This is a genomic window from Synechococcus sp. Minos11, assembly GCF_014279855.1.
Lineage (GTDB): Bacteria > Cyanobacteriota > Cyanobacteriia > PCC-6307 > Cyanobiaceae > RCC307.
In genome coordinates, this window is sequence record NZ_CP047953.1 from 1,260,488 (window position 1) to 1,282,876 (window position 22,389).

The 22,389-nt window shown below is 61.3% G+C and carries 24 protein-coding genes; 16 read left to right on the plus strand and 8 right to left on the minus strand.

The window, feature by feature from the left end; genetic code table 11:
- The first annotated feature begins 68 nt into the window (after positions 1-68).
- Positions 69-1,799 carry an alpha-amylase family protein gene (locus SynMINOS11_RS06995; protein WP_186547547.1) on the plus strand — a complete coding sequence of 577 codons (1,731 nt, stop codon included), beginning with the start codon at positions 69-71 and terminating at the stop codon, positions 1,797-1,799.
- Here the strand turns inward: SynMINOS11_RS06995 and SynMINOS11_RS07000 are convergent.
- Complete coding sequence (locus SynMINOS11_RS07000) at positions 1,712-3,274, minus strand: glycerol-3-phosphate dehydrogenase/oxidase (protein WP_186547549.1); 1,563 nt, start codon at positions 3,272-3,274, stop codon at positions 1,712-1,714. The genes SynMINOS11_RS06995 and SynMINOS11_RS07000 overlap by 88 nt on opposite strands.
- Positions 3,255-4,769, minus strand: coding sequence for an FGGY family carbohydrate kinase (locus SynMINOS11_RS07005; RefSeq protein ID WP_186547551.1), 1,515 nt, complete (start codon positions 4,767-4,769; stop codon positions 3,255-3,257). Before SynMINOS11_RS07005 ends, SynMINOS11_RS07000 begins: the two co-directional genes overlap by 20 nt.
- A gap of 175 nt (positions 4,770-4,944) precedes the next feature.
- Between SynMINOS11_RS07005 and rpmB the strand changes: the two genes are divergently transcribed.
- Positions 4,945-5,181: a 50S ribosomal protein L28 gene (rpmB, locus tag SynMINOS11_RS07010; RefSeq protein ID WP_011935800.1), complete on the plus strand. Its 237-nt coding sequence runs from the start codon at positions 4,945-4,947 to the stop codon at positions 5,179-5,181.
- A 37-nt stretch (positions 5,182-5,218) separates the two neighbouring features.
- Positions 5,219-5,764, plus strand: coding sequence for a peroxiredoxin (locus tag SynMINOS11_RS07015; protein ID WP_186547553.1), 546 nt, complete (start codon positions 5,219-5,221; stop codon positions 5,762-5,764).
- Here the strand turns inward: SynMINOS11_RS07015 and csaB are convergent.
- A complete protein-coding gene (gene csaB, locus SynMINOS11_RS07020; RefSeq protein WP_186547555.1) occupies positions 5,745-6,815 on the minus strand; it encodes a polysaccharide pyruvyl transferase CsaB in 1,071 nt (356 codons plus the stop codon). The two genes, SynMINOS11_RS07015 and csaB, sit on opposite strands and share 20 nt — an antisense overlap.
- A 46-nt stretch (positions 6,816-6,861) precedes the next feature.
- Between csaB and SynMINOS11_RS07025 the strand changes: the two genes are divergently transcribed.
- Genes SynMINOS11_RS07025 through psaK form a run of 3 tightly spaced genes read left to right on the plus strand, consistent with a single transcriptional unit; the run spans position 6,862 to position 7,801 of the window.
- Positions 6,862-7,167, plus strand: a complete 306-nt coding sequence (locus SynMINOS11_RS07025; protein ID WP_011935803.1) for a DUF2499 domain-containing protein — start codon at positions 6,862-6,864, stop codon at positions 7,165-7,167.
- Complete coding sequence (locus SynMINOS11_RS07030) at positions 7,164-7,529, plus strand: DUF3593 domain-containing protein (RefSeq protein WP_011935804.1); 366 nt, start codon at positions 7,164-7,166, stop codon at positions 7,527-7,529. The genes SynMINOS11_RS07025 and SynMINOS11_RS07030 overlap by 4 nt, the downstream gene beginning before the upstream one ends.
- A complete protein-coding gene (gene psaK, locus SynMINOS11_RS07035) occupies positions 7,526-7,801 on the plus strand; it encodes a photosystem I reaction center subunit PsaK (RefSeq protein WP_011935805.1) in 276 nt (91 codons plus the stop codon). The genes SynMINOS11_RS07030 and psaK overlap by 4 nt, the downstream gene beginning before the upstream one ends.
- An 11-nt stretch (positions 7,802-7,812) precedes the next feature.
- Here psaK and SynMINOS11_RS07040 read toward each other — a convergent pair whose 3' ends face one another.
- Together SynMINOS11_RS07040 and dxs are read right to left on the minus strand one after the other, a co-directional pair.
- A complete protein-coding gene (locus SynMINOS11_RS07040) occupies positions 7,813-8,973 on the minus strand; it encodes an NAD(P)/FAD-dependent oxidoreductase (RefSeq protein ID WP_370586198.1) in 1,161 nt (386 codons plus the stop codon).
- 24 nt (positions 8,974-8,997) lie between these two features.
- Positions 8,998-10,920 (minus strand): 1-deoxy-D-xylulose-5-phosphate synthase, encoded by a 1,923-nt coding sequence (dxs, locus tag SynMINOS11_RS07045; protein WP_011935807.1) that lies wholly within the window; start codon positions 10,918-10,920, stop codon positions 8,998-9,000.
- Between the two features lie 101 nt (positions 10,921-11,021).
- On the opposite strand from dxs, the gene ilvA reads away from it, so the two are divergent.
- The 5 genes from ilvA (at position 11,022) to SynMINOS11_RS07070 (ending at position 14,857) form a co-directional block, all read left to right on the plus strand.
- Entirely contained in the window at positions 11,022-12,545 is a 1,524-nt protein-coding gene (gene ilvA / locus SynMINOS11_RS07050) for a threonine ammonia-lyase, biosynthetic (RefSeq protein ID WP_186547558.1), read from the plus strand.
- 27 nt (positions 12,546-12,572) lie between these two features.
- Positions 12,573-13,088, plus strand: coding sequence for an SMC-Scp complex subunit ScpB (gene scpB, locus SynMINOS11_RS07055; RefSeq protein WP_186547560.1), 516 nt, complete (start codon positions 12,573-12,575; stop codon positions 13,086-13,088).
- A gap of 193 nt (positions 13,089-13,281) precedes the next feature.
- Positions 13,282-14,214 carry a phycobilisome rod-core linker polypeptide gene (locus SynMINOS11_RS07060; protein WP_186547562.1) on the plus strand — a complete coding sequence of 311 codons (933 nt, stop codon included), beginning with the start codon at positions 13,282-13,284 and terminating at the stop codon, positions 14,212-14,214.
- 86 nt (positions 14,215-14,300) lie between these two features.
- Positions 14,301-14,591 carry a YggT family protein gene (locus SynMINOS11_RS07065; protein ID WP_011935811.1) on the plus strand — a complete coding sequence of 97 codons (291 nt, stop codon included), beginning with the start codon at positions 14,301-14,303 and terminating at the stop codon, positions 14,589-14,591.
- Positions 14,592-14,659: 68 nt separating this feature from the next.
- Complete coding sequence (locus SynMINOS11_RS07070; protein ID WP_186547564.1) at positions 14,660-14,857, plus strand: hypothetical protein; 198 nt, start codon at positions 14,660-14,662, stop codon at positions 14,855-14,857.
- A gap of 273 nt (positions 14,858-15,130) precedes the next feature.
- Here SynMINOS11_RS07070 and SynMINOS11_RS07075 read toward each other — a convergent pair whose 3' ends face one another.
- Positions 15,131-15,592: a hypothetical protein gene (locus SynMINOS11_RS07075; RefSeq protein ID WP_011935814.1), complete on the minus strand. Its 462-nt coding sequence runs from the start codon at positions 15,590-15,592 to the stop codon at positions 15,131-15,133.
- Positions 15,589-15,918, minus strand: coding sequence for a nucleoside triphosphate pyrophosphohydrolase family protein (locus SynMINOS11_RS07080; protein WP_011935815.1), 330 nt, complete (start codon positions 15,916-15,918; stop codon positions 15,589-15,591). Before SynMINOS11_RS07080 ends, SynMINOS11_RS07075 begins: the two co-directional genes overlap by 4 nt.
- A 45-nt stretch (positions 15,919-15,963) precedes the next feature.
- Here SynMINOS11_RS07080 and pyk point away from each other — a divergent pair, with 45 nt between their 5' ends.
- From pyk to SynMINOS11_RS07105, 5 genes are read left to right on the plus strand one after another with little or no spacing between them, the layout of a single operon-like run.
- Positions 15,964-17,748, plus strand: coding sequence for a pyruvate kinase (pyk, locus tag SynMINOS11_RS07085; RefSeq protein WP_186547566.1), 1,785 nt, complete (start codon positions 15,964-15,966; stop codon positions 17,746-17,748).
- Entirely contained in the window at positions 17,717-18,991 is a 1,275-nt protein-coding gene (locus SynMINOS11_RS07090) for an ABC transporter permease (RefSeq protein ID WP_186547568.1), read from the plus strand. The genes pyk and SynMINOS11_RS07090 overlap by 32 nt, the downstream gene beginning before the upstream one ends.
- Complete coding sequence (locus SynMINOS11_RS07095) at positions 18,988-19,413, plus strand: NUDIX hydrolase (protein WP_186547570.1); 426 nt, start codon at positions 18,988-18,990, stop codon at positions 19,411-19,413. The genes SynMINOS11_RS07090 and SynMINOS11_RS07095 overlap by 4 nt, the downstream gene beginning before the upstream one ends.
- 48 nt (positions 19,414-19,461) lie before the next feature.
- Positions 19,462-21,381: an ATP-dependent zinc metalloprotease FtsH gene (gene ftsH / locus SynMINOS11_RS07100; RefSeq protein WP_011935819.1), complete on the plus strand. Its 1,920-nt coding sequence runs from the start codon at positions 19,462-19,464 to the stop codon at positions 21,379-21,381.
- A gap of 43 nt (positions 21,382-21,424) precedes the next feature.
- Positions 21,425-21,706, plus strand: coding sequence for a DUF7219 family protein (locus tag SynMINOS11_RS07105; protein ID WP_255445337.1), 282 nt, complete (start codon positions 21,425-21,427; stop codon positions 21,704-21,706).
- A 16-nt stretch (positions 21,707-21,722) separates the two neighbouring features.
- On the opposite strand, the gene clpP is transcribed toward SynMINOS11_RS07105, so the two are convergent.
- The gene (gene clpP, locus SynMINOS11_RS07110; protein WP_011935821.1) at positions 21,723-22,313 is read right to left on the minus strand and encodes an ATP-dependent Clp endopeptidase proteolytic subunit ClpP; all 591 of its coding nucleotides are present in this window, start codon (positions 22,311-22,313) and stop codon (positions 21,723-21,725) included.
- Positions 22,314-22,389: the final 76 nt, after the last annotated feature.

The following is a 22,389-nucleotide window of genomic DNA, read 5'->3' on the forward strand; positions in this document are numbered from 1 at the left end:
CAACTACTGACAAGCAAGGCAAGGCGGGTCTATTCCAGATACAGACCCTCGTCGAGGGTGCCCGCTTCATGCCTACCAATTCCGCAGCTGAACTCGCCTCCCCCTGGTGGGAGGGGTCAGTGATCTACGAACTGATCCCCCGCTGCTTCGCTGATGGCAATGGCGACGGCATTGGAGACCTCGACGGGCTGAAACAAAGGCTGGACTATCTCCACTGGCTTGGCGTGGATGCGGTCTGGATGACCCCCATCTGTGATTCACCGCTGCGCGACGGCGGCTACGACATCACCGATTACAAGTCGGTCCATCCCGACCTCGGTGATCTACAGGCTCTCGACTCCCTGATTCGTCATGCCCATGCGCTTGGCTTGAAGGTGCTCTTCGATCTGGTGCTGAACCACACCAGTGACATGCATCTGTGGTTCCAGCGTGCGCGTTGGGCTGAGCGCGGCTCCCCCGAGCGCAACTTCTACGTCTGGCGCGACGACGACAAGAGTTACAGCGATGCGCCTGTTCTATTCCGCCATTTCGAAGACTCGAATTGGCACTGGGATCCGGTGGCCGGCCAGTACTACCTGCATCGGTTCCTGCGGCACCAGCCCGATCTCAACTACGACAACCCCCAGGTTCAAGAGGCGATGCTCGATGTGCTCGATTTTTGGATTGATCGAGGCATTGATGGTTTTCGGCTTGATGCCATCCCCTTCCTCTTTGAACGGGAGGGCACGCGTTGCGAGGGGCTGCCTGAAACCCATGCGTTCCTGCGCCGGCTGCGCAGCAGGGCCAAAGAACGCTGCGAGCAATTGGGCCGTGAGGAGGTGCTGCTGCTGGCTGAGGCCATCCAACCTGTGCATGAAGCGATGCCATACGTCGCTGACGACGAACTGCACTCAGCCTTCAATTTCGCTCTAACGGCCCACCTCTTCGCCGCGGTGGCGCACGGGGAGGTGAGTGCTCTGCAGAACTTCCTGTTGGAGTTTCGCCAATTGAACGCCGGTTGCCGCTGGGCTCTGCCGCTACGCAATCACGATGAGCTCTGGCTCGGCGATGGACACCTGGTGCCCGAGGAGATCGTCGACCGCGTCCGCGAGGGCTTCCCCAATGCCAAAGGCCATTGGCTGAACTGGGGCATCAACCGCCGGCTCTCACCATTACTCAACGGCGATCCGCGCCCGAACAAGGCTCTGCACGCTCTGCTTTACAGCCTGCCGGGCATGCCCTGCATCTACTACGGCGATGAACTGGGCATGGGGGACTATCCCGGCCTCAGGGACCGGGACGCCAATCGCACGCCGATGGCCTGGACATCAGAGCGAAACGGTGGCTTCTCCAAGGCACCCGACCCTCTGCTGGTGCTCCCCCCCATCACCCGGCCTGGGTACAACTTCCAAATGATGAATGTGGCCGTGCAGAAAAGCCTGCAGGGCTCACTGTTGAACTGGCACCGCAACACCTTGCTCAGCCGCCGCTTGCTCCCTGCCCTCCGGTATGGCGACTTCCAATTACTGGAGAACTCCCACCCAGGAGTGATCAGCTACATCCGCCAATCCGAGGAGATGACCATCCTGGTGGCGGTCAATCTCAGCGGCAATCCCGCCTCGACGCGGCTGGATTTGGGCGCTTGGCAAGGACAGCAGGTGCGCGAGGTGCTCGGTGGCTGCCCCTTCCCTGTCGCCAGTGAGCATTGGTTTGCCTACCTCTCGGCCTACGACTACTGCTGGTGGTTGATCGGTGATGTGGAGCCTGAATCCACCAGCAGCTCCGACGCCATCGCCGACAGCCTGGCGGTTTCTTGCTGATCCAATAACGCCAAGCGGCTGCGCCGGCTCAGCAGATCACTGGAGGTGGTTGCCCACTCCTGAGCGATGTTGAAGCGCCACTCAGCGCGGCAAATGGGCAACACCTCGCTCAGTGGCTCCAGCTCAGCGGGCTGCCTGGCGTGGTGAATCACCTCCTCAGCCCGCAGGCCATAGCTCGCGATGAGGTGTTCGGCCTGGGCAGCTTGTTGTGGGTGATCGGGCAACTGCTGCAGCAGGCGCGGCCGCAGGGCCTGCAACTGCGGAACGGTCTGGTCTGAATCGGCAGCACTGCCAAGCAGCGGCAAAGGCTTGGCTGCCGGCTCAGGTCCACCCAGACGCTGCAGCACTAGATGCAACGCATCAAGGGCCAAGACCCGGCAAGTGGTCCATTTGCCACCCAAAAGACTGATGAGTCCGCTGGGCAGCTGTTCCACCTCGTGCTCTCGCACCAAACGACTACTGGAGGCGGAGCTCCCGGCGGCGCGAATCAAGGGCCGGCCTCCTGCCCAAGCACTGCCCACCTCAGCCGTGGTGCCATCGGGGAACCAGCGAGCCAGGTGCTCGAGCAGATAGGTGCGCTCTTGATCAGACACCTGGGTGGCTTCAGCCGCTGGGCAGGGGATGTCAGTGGTCCCCAGCAGCGTGCGGCCAAAAAATGGCAACAAGAACAGCACGCGGCCGTCACTGGTGCGCGGAATCAAAAGACCATCTCCGCCGGCGCAGAGGTTGCCCCTCAACACAAGGTGGGTGCCGCGGCTCACGAGCAACCGCGCTTCAGCGTCGGGGTCAGCCAGCAAACGCAGCTGATCGGCAGCGATTCCAGTGGCATTGACGATCACGCGAGCCGGCCAGCGTTGCTGCTCACCCCCTGGGCCTTCGCTGATGGCGGCGCTGAGGCGACCATTTGTGCGTTCAAAGCCCACAACACGGCAATCCCGCACCACCTCGAGACCCGCTTGTGCCGCCGTCAGCAACAGCAGAAGGTTCAAACGTGCATCGTTGAACTGCCCATCGCTGTAACGAACCCCGCCGTTGAAGCGGCGATCCAACCCAGGGAAGGCGCGCTGCACCCCCTCGGCATTCAGGCTGCTGGTGGCTCCAAGCCCAGCTGAACCAGCCAGCAGGTCATAAAACCCAAGCCCAAGACGGTAGTAGCTGCGCTCGATCAGCCCCTCCGTCGGCAGCACCAAATTGAGGGTGTGGGCCAGAAAGGGCGCCTGACGGATCCAGTGCCCCCGTTCAACGAGGGCTTCGCGCACCAACTTGAACTGGGCGGGATCGGCTTTTTTAACGGCGAGCTCCAGGTAGCGCACACCGCCGTGCAACAACTTCGTGCTGCGAGAGCTGGTGCCAACCGCTGGATCTTCAGCCTCCAGCAGGGTGACCTTGAGCCCGCGGCGCACGGCTTCATAGGCCAGGGCTGCGCCACTGGAACCGCCGCCAATGATCAGCAGGTCAGCGCAGGGCATCGCCATGCCACTCCAAGCAACGGTGAACGGCGCTCTCCCAGCGCTGCAGCCAGCGTTCACGCTCGGCTGAATCAATCGTCGGATCAAAGCGCCGGCTGCCGGCGGCACGGGCTTGGCGCACGGCGTTGAGATCGCTCAAACATCCAGCTGAGAGACCAGCCAGCAGGGCAACACCCAAGGCCGTGCTCTCCAGCTGATCGGGGCGGCGTACGGGCACCCCACTGCTATTGGCTTGAGCCTGCAACAGGAGATCGGAGGCGGCGGCGCCGCCATCGACCGCCAGCTCATGCAGCGGCTGTCCCAAGGCTTGCTCAGCCAGTTGCATCAGCGTTGTTACGGCTAATGCAATGCCCTCGAGGGCCGCGCGGGCAATCTGGCCAGGCCCGGTGTCTCGGGTCAGGCCAATCACCAAGCCACGGGCTTCGGGATCCCAGTGGGGAGTGCCCCAACCGGTGAAGGCGGGCACCAGCATCAGTTCACCAGCGCTATCAACCGAAGCGGCCAACTCTTCAATCGCCGCTGAGTTGGGAATCAGACCCAAGCCATCGCGCAGCCATTGCACAACGGTTCCGGCGTTGAAGAGGCTGCCTTCGATGCAATAGGTGGTGCTGCCATCGGCCTCGGTCCATCCCACGGTGCTGAGCAAGCCCCCGGGTGCGCGCACAGGCGTTGAGCCCACATTGATCACCAGGAAAGCGCCCGTTCCATAGGTGCATTTGGCCTGGCCAGGCTCCAAGCACAGCTGACCAAAACTGGCGGCCTGTTGATCTCCGAGCATGGCGGTGATCGGCACCCCGGCAAAGGGCCGACCTTCAGCGATGCAGCCGAAATGGCTGCGGCAGGGCTTGAGCTCCGGCAGGGCCGAGGCCGTTAAACCCACCCGCTCACAGGCCTCCGGCAGCCAACAGCCGCGATCGAGATCCAACAGCAAGGTGCGGCTGGCATTGCTGAGGTCAGTGGCATGCACCGAGCCAGCGGTCAGCTGCCACAGCAGCCAGCTGTCGACAGTGCCAAAGCGCAGGGTGCCATCGGCCTGGGCTGCAGCGGCCTCGGCGTTGTTCTGAAGCAGCCACTGCACCTTGCTGGCACTGAAATAGGGATCGAGCACCAGCCCCGTGCGCTGCTGCCAGCTCTCAGCTTCGGGCTGCTGACGCCACTGGCGGCAAATAGAAGCGGTCCGCCGGTCCTGCCAGACCAAAGCCGGGCCGCAGGGCTGGCCTTGGTCAGATCGCCACAACACTGTGGTTTCGCGCTGGTTGGTGATGCCACAGGCGGCCACGGCAGCACGCTGCTCCGGGCTCAATTGATCCTCCAGCTGCTGCACGGCTTGGAGCTGGCTGCTCCAAATCGCAAGCGGGTCCTGTTCCACCCAACCATCAGCTGGGTACTCAATCGGCAACGGGACTTGCGCCGACGCCAAGGCTTGTCCGCTGCCATCAAAAATCACGGCGCGGGAGCTGCTGGTGCCTTGATCAAGGGCCAGCAAAAGGGGTTCGGCCATGCCTTGCATCACCACCCTTCGGTCTTAACTCGCCTGAGCGGAGCTTTCAGGCAGCGGCAACGGGAGATTGACTGAAGATTGAAGTGGGTTGGTAGGCTTAGTCCTTGGCTAATTGATCAAAGATTGGCCGATCGGATCATTGTGTCCGATTCAATTCGTTCGGAAGGAATCAGTCATGTCCCGGGTCTGCCAACTCAGCGGCAAGCGCGCCAACAACGGCATGGCTGTTAGCCACTCCCACGTGCGCACCAAGAAGCTGCAACAGGTGAACCTGCAACAGCGGCGCCTGTGGTGGGCCGAAGGCAACCGTTGGGTGAAGCTGCGCGTTTCCACCTCAGCGCTGCGCACCATCCAGAAAAAAGGCTTGGGCGCTTACGCCAAAGAGCTGGGCATCAACCTCGCCAAGATCTGAGCGCGCTGCCTAGCTTGGCGGTCGCTTTACAGCTGTGATGCGGCGTCAAGAGGTTCTCAAACTGCTCGGGGTTCTCCCCCTATTGGCCTTGCGGCCCAGGCCTGCCGCAGCGATGGGCGGGACTTTGCCGGCGCTCGATCAACTCGCTCCTGATTTCGATCTCGAATCAGCGGGCCAAACTGGGGCACTTGGGCAGCGTCTGCAGCGCGATGACTTTCGCGGCAGCTGGCTCGTTCTCTATTTCTATCCGCGCGATTTCACCAGCGGATGCACCCTGGAAGCCCGTGGCTTTCAGCGCGACTTGAGCCTCTACAAAGCCGCTAACGGTGCTGTGGTGGGCGTGAGCGCGGATGGCAGCGACAAACACGCCAGCTTTTGCACCAGCGAAGGGCTCGACTTCCCGCTGTTATCCGATCCAGGCGGCGCGGTGAGCAAGCTCTATGGCTCGTGGATTCCCCCCTTTAGCCAACGGCACACCTTTGTGATCGACCCCGACGGCGTCCTGCGCGCCCGCTTTGTTGGTGTGAATCCCTCGATTCACAGCCAAGAAGTGCTCAGCACGCTCAAGGAGTTGCAGGTTTAAGCAGCCCTTGGTGCTGCGCAGCCGACTGGACCTGAGCGGCGATGGCGGCACTGGGCAGGGGCTGATCGAGCTGTTTCTGCCAACTGCTTGTCAGCGCATCAGCCGAAGGCAATGGCTGCAAATCAGCCCAAGGGCAGCCCAAGGCATCGGCAGCGGCCGCCACTTTCGGGTCGTAGCTCAGTGCCGAGACCGGGGCACCGGCGCGCGCCGCCAGGATTAAGCCATGCAGACGCATCGCTAACACCAGGCCTGCTGCTGAGGCCTGGGCCATCAACTCTTCGGGGCGCTGCAATCGAATTTCGCGACTGCGCGCCGCCAAGGATTTCGGCAACAGCCCTTGCCCCTTCAGGCGCTCCATCAAGCCCCCGTCTTGGATGTCATGAAGTGGCAGCCACAGCACTGGGCGATCGCTCTGCTCTGCCAAGGCGCTCAGGGCCTGGAGCAACACGCACCAATCGGCATCGCTGAGCAGGCTTGAGGATCGCCAAGCCAGCACGATCGGGCCACCGCGGCCACGCCAGTGCATCGGCGGCAAGGTCCAAACCGGATCAGCAGCCACGGGGTCCATCGCACGACTGACGCCCGCCAGCCGCTGGGCCAACGCAGCCGACTGTCGGTCGCGCCAACTCGCAGCTGACACCAGCGGCAGCAGGCGTGAAACGAGTACACGACTACGGCGCCGCCGCAAGGGGCCAAGCCCTTGAGCCCAGAGGATCACAGGCTTGCCCTGCAGCCGTGCCGTGAGGATCAAGGCGGCGTAATAGAGCAGGCTGCGCCAGCTGGTGCTGTCCTGCAGCAGGCTGCCGCCACCCAGGATCAAGCCATCGCAGTCAGCCAAGGCGCGCAACGTGGAGCGCAAACGGCGTCGATCGCAGGTGAACACGCCAAAGCGCTGCTGAACCTGCTGTTGATCAGCTGCCGTGACGCAGGGCTTGGCCCCGGCCGGCAACCCGCTCAGCAGCGCTTGCAACAGGGCGTCATCGCCGATGTTGTGTTCGCCGTAATAACCGCAGAGAAGGGGGCGAGCCAACACGGCCGAAGTGGGCGTCACGCAGGCAAATCCAGGGCCCGTACATTACGGATCTTCGCTGAGGTTCATGCACGTCCTCTCCTTTCACACCTGGGTGATCCACATCAGTTCTGTTCTGGAGTGGATGCTGGCGATTGCCGCGGTGACGCTCTGGGGAGAGCGGCGCGCCGAGCCGGAATGGCGCTGGCTGGCGGTGGCGATGCTGCCGGCCCTGGCGAGCGCCCTCTGCGCCTGCACATGGCACTTGTTTGATAACGCCCCTGAGCTGCACTGGCTGGTCACCGTTCAAGCCGCACTAACCCTGGTGGGCAATAGCGCTCTGGCCATGGCGGCTTGGTGGATTTGGCGCCGTCAACGCCAGGAGGCCGCATGAACGATCCTGCCGCCCCACTGTTTGCCCTCTCGCTGCTGCCCTATCTGCTGTTTCTGTGGTGGGCTTGGCGGAGTCAGCGCTTTCCGCGGCTGGCTTTGCTGGGCTTTGCCCTGACCCTGCTGTTTGTGGTGATCACCATTGCCGCCGCCCTGGTAGCTCAGCTGCGCTACGACGCCGAGCTGGCCAATGTGGACTGGCTCCATGGCGGGGCGGAAGCCTTTTTGAGCCTTAGCAATCTGATCTTGCTGCTGGGTTTTGGCGGTGAACAACTCTTACGAGCTGACACAAAAGCGAACAGTTCAAAGGATGATTCCGGGGACATCCCGTTTGACCCGTCTGCCTGCAGGCGCCTCTCCCCATGACCCTGTTTCCCGCATTGGTGTCTCCTCTGCTCGCCTTGGCTCCCGCGACCGTGGCTTGGAGCCCCAAGGTTGGTTTGGTGATGATCCTCTGCAACGTCATGGCCATTGCCATCGGCAAAGCCACCATCAAGTACCCAAATGAGGGCGGTGCTCTGCCCAACAGCTCCTTCTTCGGCGGCATGGGCATGGGCGCGCTGCTCGGCACCACCAGCCTGGGTCACGTGATCGGCATCGCCAGCATCCAAGGCTTGGCTGCCAGCGGCGTTCTCTGAAGAGCGGGTCCCTAGCGCCCTAGCCCAAGCACGTAGGGCAGGGCGCGCCAACCAAAGCGTTCGAAGCGATAGTCAAACAGCAGCGCGGAGAGCTCAACCGCGCTGCAACGTTCAAGCGCTCTGAGCCAATGCTCGAGGCGCTGATCAGACTTGGGGCTGTGCAAGCCAAGCCAGGTGCGCCGGGCCAAACGGCCGCTCAAATTCCAACGCCAACCGAGCTGCTGACGAAGCGCTTTGCGGTAGCGACTGGTCAGGTCAGCTTGCGGATGCTGCAGCAGCGAAGCCAGCACGCGAGCACTGGTCATGGCATGGCGAATCCCCTCTCCCCCCAACAAATTTCCAGTACTCACGGCATCGCCCAGGGCCACGAGCCGGCCACGGCCGTGGCAGTCCTGGCGCCGAATGCGGCTGCGCATCAAACCGCCATGGCGATCCAGCACCTCAGCATTGGCCAAATCCAACTGCGCCAACAGCTGCTGCTGCAAGGTTTGCAAGCCCGGTTGGGGGCGGCGTGGATCCAATAAACGACACACCCCAAGCTTGAGCACACCTGGCTGCATCGGAAACACCCAGCCATAGCCCTGGGGAACCCACTGGGAACCCAACACGAACGACAAGCTGCCCTGCCAGCGCAACCACTGCTGCTGATTCACCTGCAGCAACCACTCCAAGCCAACCCCGCTCACCATCGGATCGGGAGCCAAGGCGCCATCGCCAATCAAGGCCCGTTGCTGACCACTGGCATCGATCAGCCAATCGCTGCGGATGCTGCGGCGGGCGCCGCTGGCATCACGGCAGTGGGTGATCACCCCGCCATCGGCTGCCGATTCGCTGCCAAGGGCGGTCCAACCCAACTGCAAACAGCCGCCCCACGCTTGCAGTTGCTCACTGAGCCAGCAGCGCAAGGCCCCGAAATCCAGCACCACCCCCAAGGGCTGCTGCTGCTGCCAAGCGCGCCACTGCCCGCTAGGCCCCAGCAAGTTCCAGCTCGTCCAGCGCGAACCCACCACCTGGGCGGGCAAGCCAAACTCCTCAACAGCTGCCATCGGCATGGCAGCACTGCTGAAGGCCGCCCGCCTTAGGTCAGGCAAGCGGTCAATCACGCAGACATCAACGCCGGCTTTGGCCAGGCAACGCCCGAGCTCAGCCCCCGCAGGACCGGCTCCCACCACCAGCACGGAGCAACGCTCCAGAACTCACACCGAGAGGGTTTGGCGCTGCAGACGATCGCCAAAGGCCGAGCCGAAGCGCTCGCAGATGCGATCAGCCATTTGCGGCGGCGTCAAACCAAGGGCTTGTTTGGATTCATCGGGGCTGGCGTGATCCACCAACTGATCCGGGATGCCCAACCGCAGCATCGGCACCAACACATCACGGTCGTGCAGCGCTTCCATCACTGCAGCACCAAAACCGCCGGCCAAACAGCCTTCTTCCATGGTCACCACGCGGCCGATACGCTTGGCCAGAGGCACCAGCAACGCTTCATCAAGGGGACGCAGGAAGCGGGCATTGACGACGGTGGCGCGGATGCCCTGCTCTTGCAGCAGACCAGCTGTGGCCATCGCTGGAGCCACCATGGCGCCATAGGCGACGATCAACAGATCATCACCCTCAGCCAGCAGTTCACCGCGACCGATCTCGAGGGGTTCCCAGCCATCTTCCAAACAGGGAACACCCTCACCGGAGCCCCGTGGGATGCGCAAGGCAATGGGACCGTTGTGGCGCAAACCGGTCACCAGCATGCGTTGCAGCTCGGCTTCGTCCTTGGGCGCCATCACCGTGAAGTTGGGGACGCAGCGCAGGTAAGAGATGTCGTACTGGCCTTGATGGGTGGGGCCATCAGCGCCCACGATGCCGGCGCGGTCCAACACAAAGGTGACCGGCAGCTTTTGAATCCCCACGTCGTGGATTAGCTGGTCGTAGGCCCGCTGCAGGAACGTGCTGTAGATCGCGACCACAGGCTTGAGGCCATCGCAAGCCATCCCTGCGGCCAGGGTGACGGCATGTTGCTCGGCAATGCCCACATCGACGTATTGATCGGGAACGGCCTTCTGCAACAAATCCAAGCCGGTACCAGTGGCCATCGCCGCAGTGATGCCAACGATGCGTGAGTCCTGCTCGCAGAGCTTGACCAAGGTTTGGCCAAACACCTTGCTGTAGCTGGGGGGCTTGGGCTTTTTCGCCGGGAAGGATTTCCCGGTGGTGAGATCAAAGGCCGACTGGGCGTGATACCCCACTTGGTCGGCTTCGGCATAGGGGTAGCCCTTGCCCTTGGTGGTGGCCACGTGCACCAGCACCGGGCCTTCGCTGCGGTGAGCCTCCTGGAACGTGCGCACTAGGGCCCCGATGTCATGGCCATCAACCGGGCCCATGTAGGTGAAGCCAAGCTCCTCAAACACAGCACCGACCTTGGGCACCGCCAAGCGCTTCATGCCCTCTTTGATCCGGTTGAGCTCAGCTGGCACTTGGCCCTGCATGAAGGGCAGATGACGCACCGCTTCTTCCGCACTGCCCGTCAGGAATTGCATGGGCGGGCTAAGCCGCATGCGGTTGAGGTGATTGGAGAGGGCCCCAACCGGTGGTGAGATCGACATGTCGTTGTCGTTCAGCACCACCAACAGGCGCGTTTTCGGCAGATGGCCGGCGTGGTTGATGGCCTCCAGGGCCATGCCGCCGGTGAGGGCTCCATCGCCAATTACCGCAACACATTTGTGGTTTTGCCCCTGGCGATCGCGGGCAATCGCCATGCCCAGGGCCGCCGAGATGCTGGTGGAGGCATGGCCTGCGCCGAAATGATCAAAGCTGCTCTCTGAGCGCTTGAGATAGCCAGCCACACCATCTTTCTTGCGCAGGGTGTGGAATTCGTTGAAACGCCCGGTGATCAGCTTGTGGGGATAGGCCTGGTGGCCCACGTCCCACACCACCCGGTCGTGGTCGAGATCAAGGGTTTGATAGAGGGCCAAGGTGAGCTCCACTACCCCCAGGCCTGGGCCCAGGTGACCACCACTGGTGGACACGGTTTTCAGGTGCTTCTCACGGATCTGTCGCGCAACGTCTTCGAGCTCTGAGCTGCTCAGACCATGCAATTCATTGGGATGACTCAGCTCGCTGAGATGCATTCGGCTGACGTCCCGTAAGCGACAAATCTAAAACCCCTTCCCAACGGTTGATGGCATCAACGGCAGCAAACCGGGAGGATGGAGGCAATCAAGACCAGGTCATGGAGGGTTACCTGCAGCGGATCCTGCGCGCCAGGGTCTATGAGGTGGCCCGCGAAACGCCACTGGAGCCAGCCACGCGCCTATCGCAGCGGCTGGGCCATTCGGTGCTGCTCAAACGCGAAGACCTGCAACCGGTTTTCTCCTTCAAGCTGCGGGGCGCCTTCAACAAGATGGTGCAGCTGCCCGCCGAACAGCTGCAGCGCGGGGTCATTGCAGCCAGTGCCGGCAACCATGCCCAGGGCGTGGCCTTGGCCGCCGAGCGCCTGGGCTGCTCAGCGGTGATCGTGATGCCGGTGACAACGCCGCGCACCAAGGTTGAAGCGGTGCGTAGCCGCGGAGCTGAAGTGGTGCTCCATGGCGACAGCTTTGACGCCGCCCAGGCCCAGGCCCGAATCCTGGAGCAGGAGCGGGGGCTGTGTTTTATCCATCCCTTCGATGACCCCGAAGTCATCGCTGGGCAAGGAACCATTGGCATGGAAATCCTGCGCCAATGCAATGAACCACCGGCGGCGATCTACCTGGCCGTGGGGGGAGGGGGGCTGATTGCTGGGGTTGGCGCCTACGTCAAAGCCCTCTGGCCAAGTGTTCAGATCATTGGCGTCGAACCGCAGGATGCCGATGCCATGACCCGCTCGCTCGCAGCCGGCGAGCGCCAAAGGCTCGAGCAGGTGGGGCTGTTTGCCGATGGCGTGGCTGTGCGGGAAGTGGGGGAAGAAACCTTTCGCGTGGCGCAACAGGTGGTGGACCGGATGGTGACGGTCGATAGCGATGCCATCTGCGCCGCCATCAAAGACGTCTTTGAAGACACCCGCTCAATCCTTGAACCTGCTGGAGCCCTTGCTGTGGCTGGCTTGAAAGCCGACGCGGCCCGTTGGCCCCAGGGCAGCGCCTTGGTGGCGGTGGCCTGCGGCGCCAACATGAATTTCGAGCGGCTGCGCTTTGTGGCCGAACGGGCGGAATTGGGCGAGCAACGCGAAGCGATGCTGGCCGTGGAAATTCCTGAGCAGCCCGGCAGCCTTCGGCAGTTCTGCCGTTTGCTTGGCAGTCACAGCCTGACGGAATTCAGTTATCGCCAGGCCCGCGGGCACCGGGCACAAATCTTCGTGGGGGTGGAGACCAGCAACCGCCAAGACGCCATGGCATTAATGGCCTTGCTGGAAGAGGGGGGATTCTCCTGCGTGGATCTCTCCAGCAATGAATTGGCCAAATTGCACCTGCGCCACATGGTGGGCGGGCGGCTACCAGAAGCAGCACCAGGGCAAGACCCAGTCCCTGAAAGGCTCTATCGCTTCGAATTCCCCGAACGCCCCGGTGCCCTGATGGCGTTTGTGGAAGCCCTTCACCCGGGCTGGACCATCAGCATTTTTCATTACCGAAACCAGGGCTCTGATGTGGGCCGGATCGTTGTGGGAGTCCAAGTTCCAGCTGAGGAGTTGGAGCAATGGCAGCAGGTTTTGGCTGGGCTGCCCTTCCAAAGCTGGGAGGAGACCAATAACCCCGCCTATCAGCTTTTCCTGGCCTGAGGCAAAAACGACCGCTACGTTGCGCCAATGGTCTCAACCGAGCTCTCTCTTCCGGCCCAACTCGAGGCGATCCTTTACCTCAAGGGGCGCTGCCTGAGCCTGGCGGAATTGAGCGAGCTCGCCGGTTGTGAGCGCGATGAGGTGGAGCTAGCGCTGATCACCTTGATGGCGGACTACGCCCACCGCGATACGGCGCTGGAAATCCGCCAGGAAAGCGCTGGTTACAGCCTGCAATTGCGCCAAAACCTGGCGGCCTTAGTGCAAGAACTGGTTCCTGTGGACCTCAGCACCGCCAGCCTGCGGACCCTGGCCACGGTGGCGCTGAAAAAAAGGATCCTCCAATCGGAGCTGGTGGACCTTCGCGGCAGTGGGGCCTACGACCACATCAAAGAGCTGCTCCAGCACGGCTTCATCGAACGCAAACGCCAGAGCGAAGGCCGTTCGTTTTGGATCAGCCTCACCGAAAAATTTCATCGCACCTTTGCCTTAAACAACGTCAGCGCCGAAGCGGCGCAGCAGAAGCAGCACATAAAAACAGCCTGAAGTTCGTACTTTCACATTCCTCAACGCAAATTTTCTTTGAGGTAATTCAAGTTTGATTGCCCGGCGATGTTGTTGCAGTGATAGCGAATAGTTTGAGCTGGCTTGAAGGCTTGATAAAAGCCCTTCTAGTGCCACCCAAGCCAGGCTTTATTGCTGTGGACGTGGCCTCAGCTGAACCCACATTTGACGCCCCATGGACAACTCCCTGTCACCCAAGATGGACTTTGGTGGGATCACCAAAACAGAGGGCGTTACTTACAACAACTCCAATGGGGCTAGCAGTGTTGCCGCCCTCACCACTGCCGATTTCCTGAGGGATTCCTGCGCTCAAATGAAGCTGGGTGTTGGCGCCCGTGATCACCAGGAATGCCCGCACCGGGTGACTTTTGACTATTACTCACCCTCCGATAGCGCAACGTTGCAGGAGGCCATACATGCCGCCTACCGGCATCTTCATGGCAACTGCTATGTCATGGACAACGAGCGCGCCGCTGAGCTGGAATCCCAGCTCAGCCATGGCTCACTGAGCATTCGCGAATTCGTGCGGGCCTTGGTGAAGCGTGACTTCTACAGAGATCGTTTTTTCTCGGTGGTGTCACCACATCGGGGAATTGAACTGGCCTTCAAACACCTGTTGGGCCGCCCGCCGCTGCATCAGCAAGAAATCTCCGCTGCGATTGCAACACAAGCCGCCCATGGCTTCGACGCCTTGGTTGACAGCCTGGTGGATTCCGCCGAATACAGCGAAGTCTTCGGTGCAGACACCGTTCCCTATTCCAGGGCCTGGACCTCAGCGAGCGGTATGCCAATGATCAACTTTGTTCGCATGGCAGCGCTGGAGCAAAACTTTGTGACCAGCGATCGCAACAACGGATCGGCCTCAATCCTGCTTGGCAACCTCACCAAAGGCACTCCTTTGCCTATCAAGGTGAGCAAGAAGGTCAATTTCGTTGGCGTGTCGGCCGCTTGGGGTGCTGGCAAGCCCCCAGCCAATTACGAAAAGCTCTGGCGTGGTCTAACCCTTGTCGGTGGCGCTCACCTGGCCGGAATGCTCGTCAATGTGCTCTCACAGATGGCCGGAATTCATGCCCTTGATCGCATTCCAGCGATGTTCCTGGGTCTTTGATTGCTGTCGACCCATCAGGGGCTGCCACCACAGCCCCTCTTCCTTTAAAAGAGATGCTGGATAGATTCGGGTAAATCCCACGCACGATGGATCTCAGCTTCCTACTCGGTGTTCTGGCTCAAACCTTGAGCATCTACACGGTCGTGCTGATCGTTCGTGTCCTGCTGAGCTGGTTTCCCAACCTTGACTGGGGCAACCCTGTACTGAGCGCTGTCAGCTCGATCACCGATCCCTATCTGAATGTCTTCCGAGGTTTGATCCCTCCCCTTGGCGGTCTGGATCTGTCGGCGATCATTGCCTTTATCGCCTTAAACCTGCTGCAGTCACTCCTCTCAAGCGCTAGCGCATCGTTTTACAGCGGTGGCTTCGGTTACTGATCAGCACCAAACCCAGGCCACAAGGCCAGCTGGTGGAGCAAACTAATCAGGTGTTTTTGATTGGTTAGGTGAACCGCGAGCAAGTGGCGGCTGCCACTCAAGAAACGCTCAACGAGGTGGTTTGGCTACTGGACCGCCTTAAGGCCATGAGTGGCTGCAGTGACGAACACATCGCTGAAAGCCTGGAACGCCTGGCTGGTGGCTATCGCCAATACCGCAAACCCAAATCAGTGCCCTACAGCAAGGCAAGCCAACCAGAGGCTTGAGCACTGAGCACTGGTCTTAGCCAAGTGTTTACCGAATGTTTACCCCAAGGCAACGGCTCCTTGACCTTGCTGACGCATGGTTTTCGAAAATTTCACCGCACCCATGGACTTGGCGATCAGGTGCTTGTGTGTCTGCGTGATTTTGTGGGCGGCCGAAAAGATCTTCGAAGACGGCTTTCACCTCAGCCTTGTGGGGTTTGTGGGGCTGGCCTTTGTGGTGGCTTGGGCAACCCTTCAGGCGTGAAGTCAACAGATCGAGCACCGGAAAGGGCCTTAGCCCTGCAGCTCCAGCTCCAAGGGCAGCAATTCATCGTCTGAGCCAGCGCGGGTGCGCACGGGCGCGGTAAAGCCCCTGGCCCGTGCCTTCGACACGCTCAAAGGCTCTGGGGTGCCCGCAGGGATCGATAAGCGCAGAGCAAAGTCGGAATCACCAGGCGGCACATCGCCAAGGGATCCGACCCGGGTGCGGTTCTGCAGAGCAGGCTCACCGCCGCGATCGAAGATCTGTGCAAACAGATCGGCATCCACCACGGCCCGCTTGCCGGGGTTGTGGACCACACCGCGCAGGGCATAGCAGCTCGCCCCCACAGGCCGCTTCAAATCCGGCTGGGCGCCGGCGTCACCCTCTGGGCAAGGGGCCAGCTGCAAATCACTAACGCTCAGCTCAGCGGCCCAGAGCGGCTGCGGGAACCACAGGGCAAGCACCACAAGGGCCATCAAAAAGGCGCGTTTCATCGCTGATCTCCACTGCCACCAATCACCTGACGCTGGGCTCGACTGGCCAGCTTGTCCAGATTGGCCTGCGCCACGGTCTCCAGGCTGAAGCCCAGCTCATCGGCGAGTTGAGACACGTACCAGAGCACATCACCAAGCTCCAAGGCGATGGCCTGGCGGCGCTCATCGCTAAACACCCCTGCCTCATCCCGCAACACCTTCTTGACCTTGTCAGCCACCTCTCCGGCTTCCCCACAGAGCCCCAAGGCTGGATAGATGGGATTGCTGCCCAGATCGGGGTACAGGGCTGTGTTGCGCGCTTGCCGCTGATAATTGTTGAGATCCATGGGAACGTTCGGGTGGTAGCTTCCGCAACGCTTCAGGCCCGGTCCATGCCCCTGCCCGATCATCAGCGACGCACCAAAATCGTCGCCACAATCGGGCCGGCCACAGAATCACCAGACAGCATTCGGCAGCTGATTCTGGCCGGTGCCACAACCTTCCGACTGAACTTCTCCCACGGAGATCACGAGGAGCATGCCCAGCGCGCCGCCACGATCCGACAGGTGGCCCATGAACTGGGAGTTCATGTTGGAATCCTGCAAGACCTGCAGGGGCCCAAGATCCGCCTCGGCCGTTTTGCCGACGGTCCAATCACCGTGGCCAAGGGGGATTCCTTCGCCCTAACGGCCCGCGATGTGCCCTGCACCCAAAGCATCGCCACAGTCACCTACGACAAGCTGGCCAGCGAAGTGGAGCCCGGCAGCCGCATCCTTCTTGATGACGGCAAGGTGGAGATGAAGGTCGACTGGATCGACCAGGCCGAACAGACCCTGCACTGCAAGATCACCGTTGGCGGCAAGCTCTCCAACAACAAAGGCGTCAACTTCCCCGACTGCCTGCTCTCGGTCCGCGCGCTGACGGCCAAAGACCGTAATGACCTGGCCTTTGGTTTGCAGCTCGGCGTCGACTGGGTGGCGCTCAGCTTTGTGCGCAACCCCTCGGATATGCAGGAGATCAAGGAGCTAATCAGCTCCTTGGGCCATGCCACACCCGTGGTAGCCAAGATCGAAAAATTTGAGGCGATCGATCAGATCGACGCCATCCTGCCGCTCTGCGACGGCGTCATGGTGGCCCGTGGCGACCTGGGCGTGGAGATGGCGGCCGAGGAAGTGCCCCTGCTGCAGAAGGAGCTGATCCGCAAGGCCAACTCCATGGGCATCCCGATTATCACGGCCACCCAGATGCTCGACAGCATGGTGGCCAATGCCCGGCCCACCCGCGCTGAGGTGAGCGATGTAGCGAACGCGATCCTCGATGGCACCGATGCGGTGATGCTCTCCAACGAAACCGCCGTTGGCGACTACGCCGTTGAGGCCGTGGAAACCATGGACCGGATCGCCAGGCGCATTGAAAAGGATTACCCAAACCGCCAGCCCGACACCCAGCTGGCCTGCACGATCCCCAACGCCATCAGCATGGCGGTGAGCACGATCGCCACCCAACTCGATGCGGCCGCGATCTTGACGCTCACCAAAAGTGGCGCCACGGGGCGCACCGTCAGCAAGTTCCGCCCCTCAACGCCAATCCTGGCGATCACCAGCGACGTCAAGGTGGCCCGCCAGCTGCAACTGGTTTGGGGTGTGAATCCCCTGGTGATTGCCACCCAGGCCTCCACCAGCCGCACCTTCAGCCTTGCCATGGGTGTTGCCCAAGAACAGAAGTTGCTGCAAGACGGCGATCTGGTGATCCAAACCGCTGGAACTCTGGCCGGCGTCAGTGGATCCACCGATCTGGTCAAGGTGGGCATCGTTTCAGCCGTGCTGGGACGGGGCACAGGTTTTGGCAGCCAACCGGTGAGCGGCCAGGTGTGCATTGCCAATTCACCCCAGGAAGCCGCCCGCATCGAAGCCGGCGGGATCTTGGTGGTGCCGCACACCGATGCGAACTACCTCGAAGCCATTCGCCGCTGCGGGGGGGTGATCGCTGAAGAAGATGGCAGCCAAAGCCATGCCGCTGTGATCGGCCAGCGTCTCGGGATCCCAGTCATCACAGGGGTGGCCAATGCCACCCGCGACGTGCGCCAAGGAGAGGTGGTTACCCTCGATGTCCGCTACGGGATGGTGCACCGCGGCACCCACGTCCATGACCACAGCAGCGCCGACACGATCGGTTGAATCCGCCGCGGTGGTCGTTGCCCGACTACCGCTCCGTGAAACCGTCGGAATGGCCCTGGGCGCGCTCGGGGCCAACCGCTTGCGCTCTCTGCTGACGATGCTGGGCATCGTCATTGGCAATGCTTCGGTGATCACCCTGGTGGGTGTGGGGCAGGGCGCCCAAAATCTCGCCAAAGATCAGCTCAGCAGCCTGGGGGCCAACGTGCTGTTTGTGGTGCCGGGCAATAACGACACCCGCCGGCGTGGCATTAGCAATCCCAAAACCCTGGTTTTGGCCGATGCCGACGCCATCGCGGAGCAGGTGCCCAGCGTGGCCAAAGTGGCCCCTCAAATCACCACCAGCCAAACGGTTCGGGCCGGCAACCTCAGCGCCACGGTGACCGTGACGGGAATCACGCCGGAATTTCTCTCGGTGCGGCGCTTCGACATGGCCCAGGGCCGTTTCTTCTCAAACGAAGACCTCAAAGCTGCGCGCACCGTGACGGTGCTCGGACCCGATCTAGCCGAGCGACTGCTGCCTGAAGGCTCGCCGATCGGACGCTCTGTTCGCATCAAGAACCAGAGCTTCCAGGTGATCGGAATCATGGCCTCCAAGGGGGCCTTCCTGGGACAAAACCAAGACGATGCGGCCTACGTGCCGTTGACCACGATGGTGAACCGCCTGAGTGGACGTGATCCCACCTATGGCACCTCCTTGAGCTTCATCAGCGTTGAGGCCCGCGACCCGGAATCCATTAGTGCCGCAAGGTTTCAGATCACCAACCTGCTGAGGCAACGGCACCGGATCCTGCGGGAAGACGATTTCGCTGTGAGATCCCAAAAAGATGCCCTCTCGATCGTGGGCACGATCACTGGAGGGCTCACCTTGATGCTTGCCGCCATTGGCGGTATTTCCCTCTTGGTGGGCGGCATCGGGATCATGAACATCATGTTGGTGTCGGTGAGTGAGCGCACCCAAGAGATCGGGCTGCGCAAGGCCGTGGGAGCCCGCAGCGGTGATGTGTTGCTGCAATTTTTGGTCGAAGCGCTGGTGGTCTCCAGCCTTGGTGGCTTGCTGGGCAGCGGTCTTGGGGTTGGCGCGGTGATGGCGGTAGCGGCGTTCACCCCGCTACCCGCCAGCATTGGAGCGGTGAGCGTGCTGGGCACGGTGTTGCTCTCCGGCTCGATCGGTCTGTTCTTTGGCGTTGTTCCAGCGCGCCGCGCCGCCCAACTCGATCCGATCGTGGCCCTCAGACGCCTATGAACGAAGTGGCCATCGCGATGATCGAATGCGACGGCCGCTGGCTGCTGCAGCTGCGTGACGACACCGAGGGGATTCTCTATCCCGGCCAGTGGGCCCTCTTTGGAGGACATCTCGATCCCGGGGAAACCCCTGAGGTGGCCTTGCGGCGCGAACTGGAAGAAGAGATCAATTGGGCTGGCAGCGATCTGGCCCCTTGGTTTGAACAGCGCGATGACCAGCGCATCCGCCATTTTTTTCGAGGCCCTCTGGCCGTTCCGCTGGAGTCCCTCACCCTGCTGGAGGGGCAAGACATGGTGGTCGCCGCACTCGATGAGTTGCTCAGCGGCTCTATCTGGAGCCCGAAGTGCCAACAACGGCGCCCGCTAGCCCCTTCGCTGCAACGGGCCGTACAAGAGCTGAAAAAAGAACGCGATCAAGCCTGAGAAGACTTTACAATCGCGAAACATTTTTGGTGGCACGGGGCGCTTCCTATGAACAACCGCTGGCGACTGATTGCGCTTTGGGCCCTGCCCATCGCCCTGGTTGTCTTCTTTGGTTTGCAAGTGGTTCGCAGCGGCGGCCCAATGCAGGCGGCCAATGGCCCCACCGAAGCTCCGCGCAACAGCGCCGTGGCGCGCGTGGCTTACGGCCGTTTCCTCGACTACCTCGAGGCCGGCCGCATCACCGCTGTTGATGTGTACGACGGTGGCCGCACTGCAGTTGTCGAGGCGGTTGACCCTTATATCGATAACCGCGTCCAGCGCCTGCGCGTTGACCTGCCTGGTCTTGCCCCTGAACTGATCAGCCAGATCGAAGAGCAAGGCATCAGCTTCGATGTGCATCCTCCCCGCACCACCCCACCGGCTCTCGGGATCCTGGGCAATCTGGCTTTCCCGCTGCTGCTGATCGGCGCCCTGATCTTCTTGGCACGCCGCTCCAACAACATGCCCGGTGGCCCTGGTCAGGCCATGCAATTCGGCAAGAGCAAGGCCCGCTTTGCCATGGAAGCGGAAACCGGCGTCATGTTTGACGACGTGGCTGGTGTGGAAGAGGCCAAGCAAGACCTCGAAGAGGTGGTCACCTTCCTGAAGCAGCCTGAGCGTTTCTCTGCACTGGGCGCCACCATCCCCCGCGGTGTGCTGTTGGTGGGCCCTCCCGGAACCGGTAAAACACTGCTGGCTAAGGCCATTGCCGGTGAAGCCGGTGTGCCGTTCTTCTCCCTCTCCGGTTCGGAATTCGTCGAGATGTTTGTGGGCGTTGGCGCCAGCCGCGTTCGCGACCTGTTCAAGCGCGCCAAAGAGAACGCTCCCTGCTTGATCTTCATCGACGAGATCGACGCCGTTGGCCGTCAACGCGGTGCCGGTGTTGGTGGTGGTAACGACGAACGCGAGCAGACCCTCAACCAGCTGCTCACCGAGATGGACGGCTTTGAAGGCAACAGCGGCATCATCCTGCTGGCGGCCACAAACCGCCCCGATGTGCTCGATTCAGCGCTGATGCGCCCCGGCCGCTTTGACCGTCAGGTGACGGTGGATGCACCCGACATCAAGGGCCGCCTCTCCATCTTGGAAGTGCACTCCCGCAACAAAAAGCTGGCCGAAGACGTCAGCCTTGAGGTGATCGCTCGACGCACCCCTGGTTTCACAGGAGCTGATCTCGCCAACCTGCTCAACGAAGCCGCCATTTTGACGGCACGCCGCCGCAAGGAAGCCACCACGTTGGCCGAAATCGACGATGCCGTTGATCGCGTGATTGCTGGCATGGAGGGGCAACCTCTGACCGATGGCCGCAGCAAGCGTTTGATCGCTTATCACGAAGTGGGCCATGCCTTGGTGGGAACCCTGGTCAAGGATCACGATCCCGTGCAGAAGGTGACCCTGATTCCTCGCGGTCAGGCCCAGGGTTTGACCTGGTTTGCTCCTGATGAAGAGCAAATGCTGGTGAGCCGCGCCCAACTGCGTGCCCGGATCATGGGCGCTCTCGGCGGCCGCGCTGCTGAAGACATTGTCTTTGGCCACGCTGAAGTCACCACCGGTGCCGGTGGCGATATCCAACAGGTGGCCAGCATGGCCCGGCAAATGGTGACCCGCTTTGGCATGAGTGACTTGGGTCCTCTCTCCCTCGAGGCTGGTAACCAGGAGGTGTTCTTGGGCCGTGACCTGATGACCCGCAGCGACGTCTCAGACTCGATCACCAATCAAATCGACGAGCAAGTTCGCTCCATCGTTGAGCGCTGCTACAAGGAAACCGTTGACCTGCTTGCCGATCAACGCGACTGCATGGATCGCTTGGTGGATCTGCTGATCGAGAAGGAAACCCTTGATGGCGATGACTTCAGAGATGTTGTTGCTGAGTTCGCGAGCATCCCTGAAAAGGATCGTTTCAGCCCTCTTTTACCTGTCAATAGCTAAGCGGGGACATAGTAGGAAGACTGCCGATTAGCCATTACACCCCGTGCCGAAGCTGAGCGATCAGGACGGAGAGTTTGAGGGGCCAATTCCATCAGGCGAAGTGGGTACCCACTCGCCGATGGAAAGTCATACGGGTTATCGAGGGGATGATTGGTCCCCTCAACGGCTGATGTTCCACCAAAATCTGGAACAATTTGCTGAGCGAGTCGGCTTGATCGTTGCCTTGCAAGGCAACGGAAAAATCAGCCAAGAAAAAGCTTTCAGTGAGATCCGCCAAATTTGGAAGGATCTCAAAGAAAGCCGAGGTGAGTTACTGGATTTGTAGTCCTGTTTGAACGGTTTTAAATCGCGTGAATCGGTCGTTGATCGATCACCTTGTCGATCAGGCCATACTCAGCCGCCTCAGCGGGAGACATGAAAAAGTCGCGGTCGGTGTCTTTTTGAATCCGATCGAGGGGCTGGCCGGTGCGTTGGGCCAGTTCCTCATTGAGGCGCTTTTTCAAAAACAAGATTTCATCGGCCTGAATGCGGATATCGCTGGCCTGACCCTGGGCACCGCCCAAGGGCTGATGAATCATGATCCGCGAGTGCTGCAGGCTGCTGCGCTTGCCAGGAGCGCCGGCGGCGAGCAAGAAAGCACCCATGCTGGCGGCCAAGCCAACACACACCGTCTGCACGTCGGGTTTGACGTGTTGCATGGTGTCGAAAATGCCAAGGCCGTCATAGACGGAACCACCGGGTGAATTGATGTACAGGAAGATGTCCTTGTCAGGATCTTCTGCCTCGAGGAACAGCAATTGAGCAACGATCCGGTTGGCCGATTCGGCGGTCACCGGTTCACCCATGAAGATGATCCGCTCACGCAACAGGCGGGAGTAAATGTCAAACGCCCTTTCGCCCCGTCCGGACTCCTCGATCACGATGGGAATCATGGGGACATCAGGTCAGATAGGGCGATCTTACCGACGAAAACCAGGACTCTGAGCGCTAAGGTCTCAGTCCTGCAGA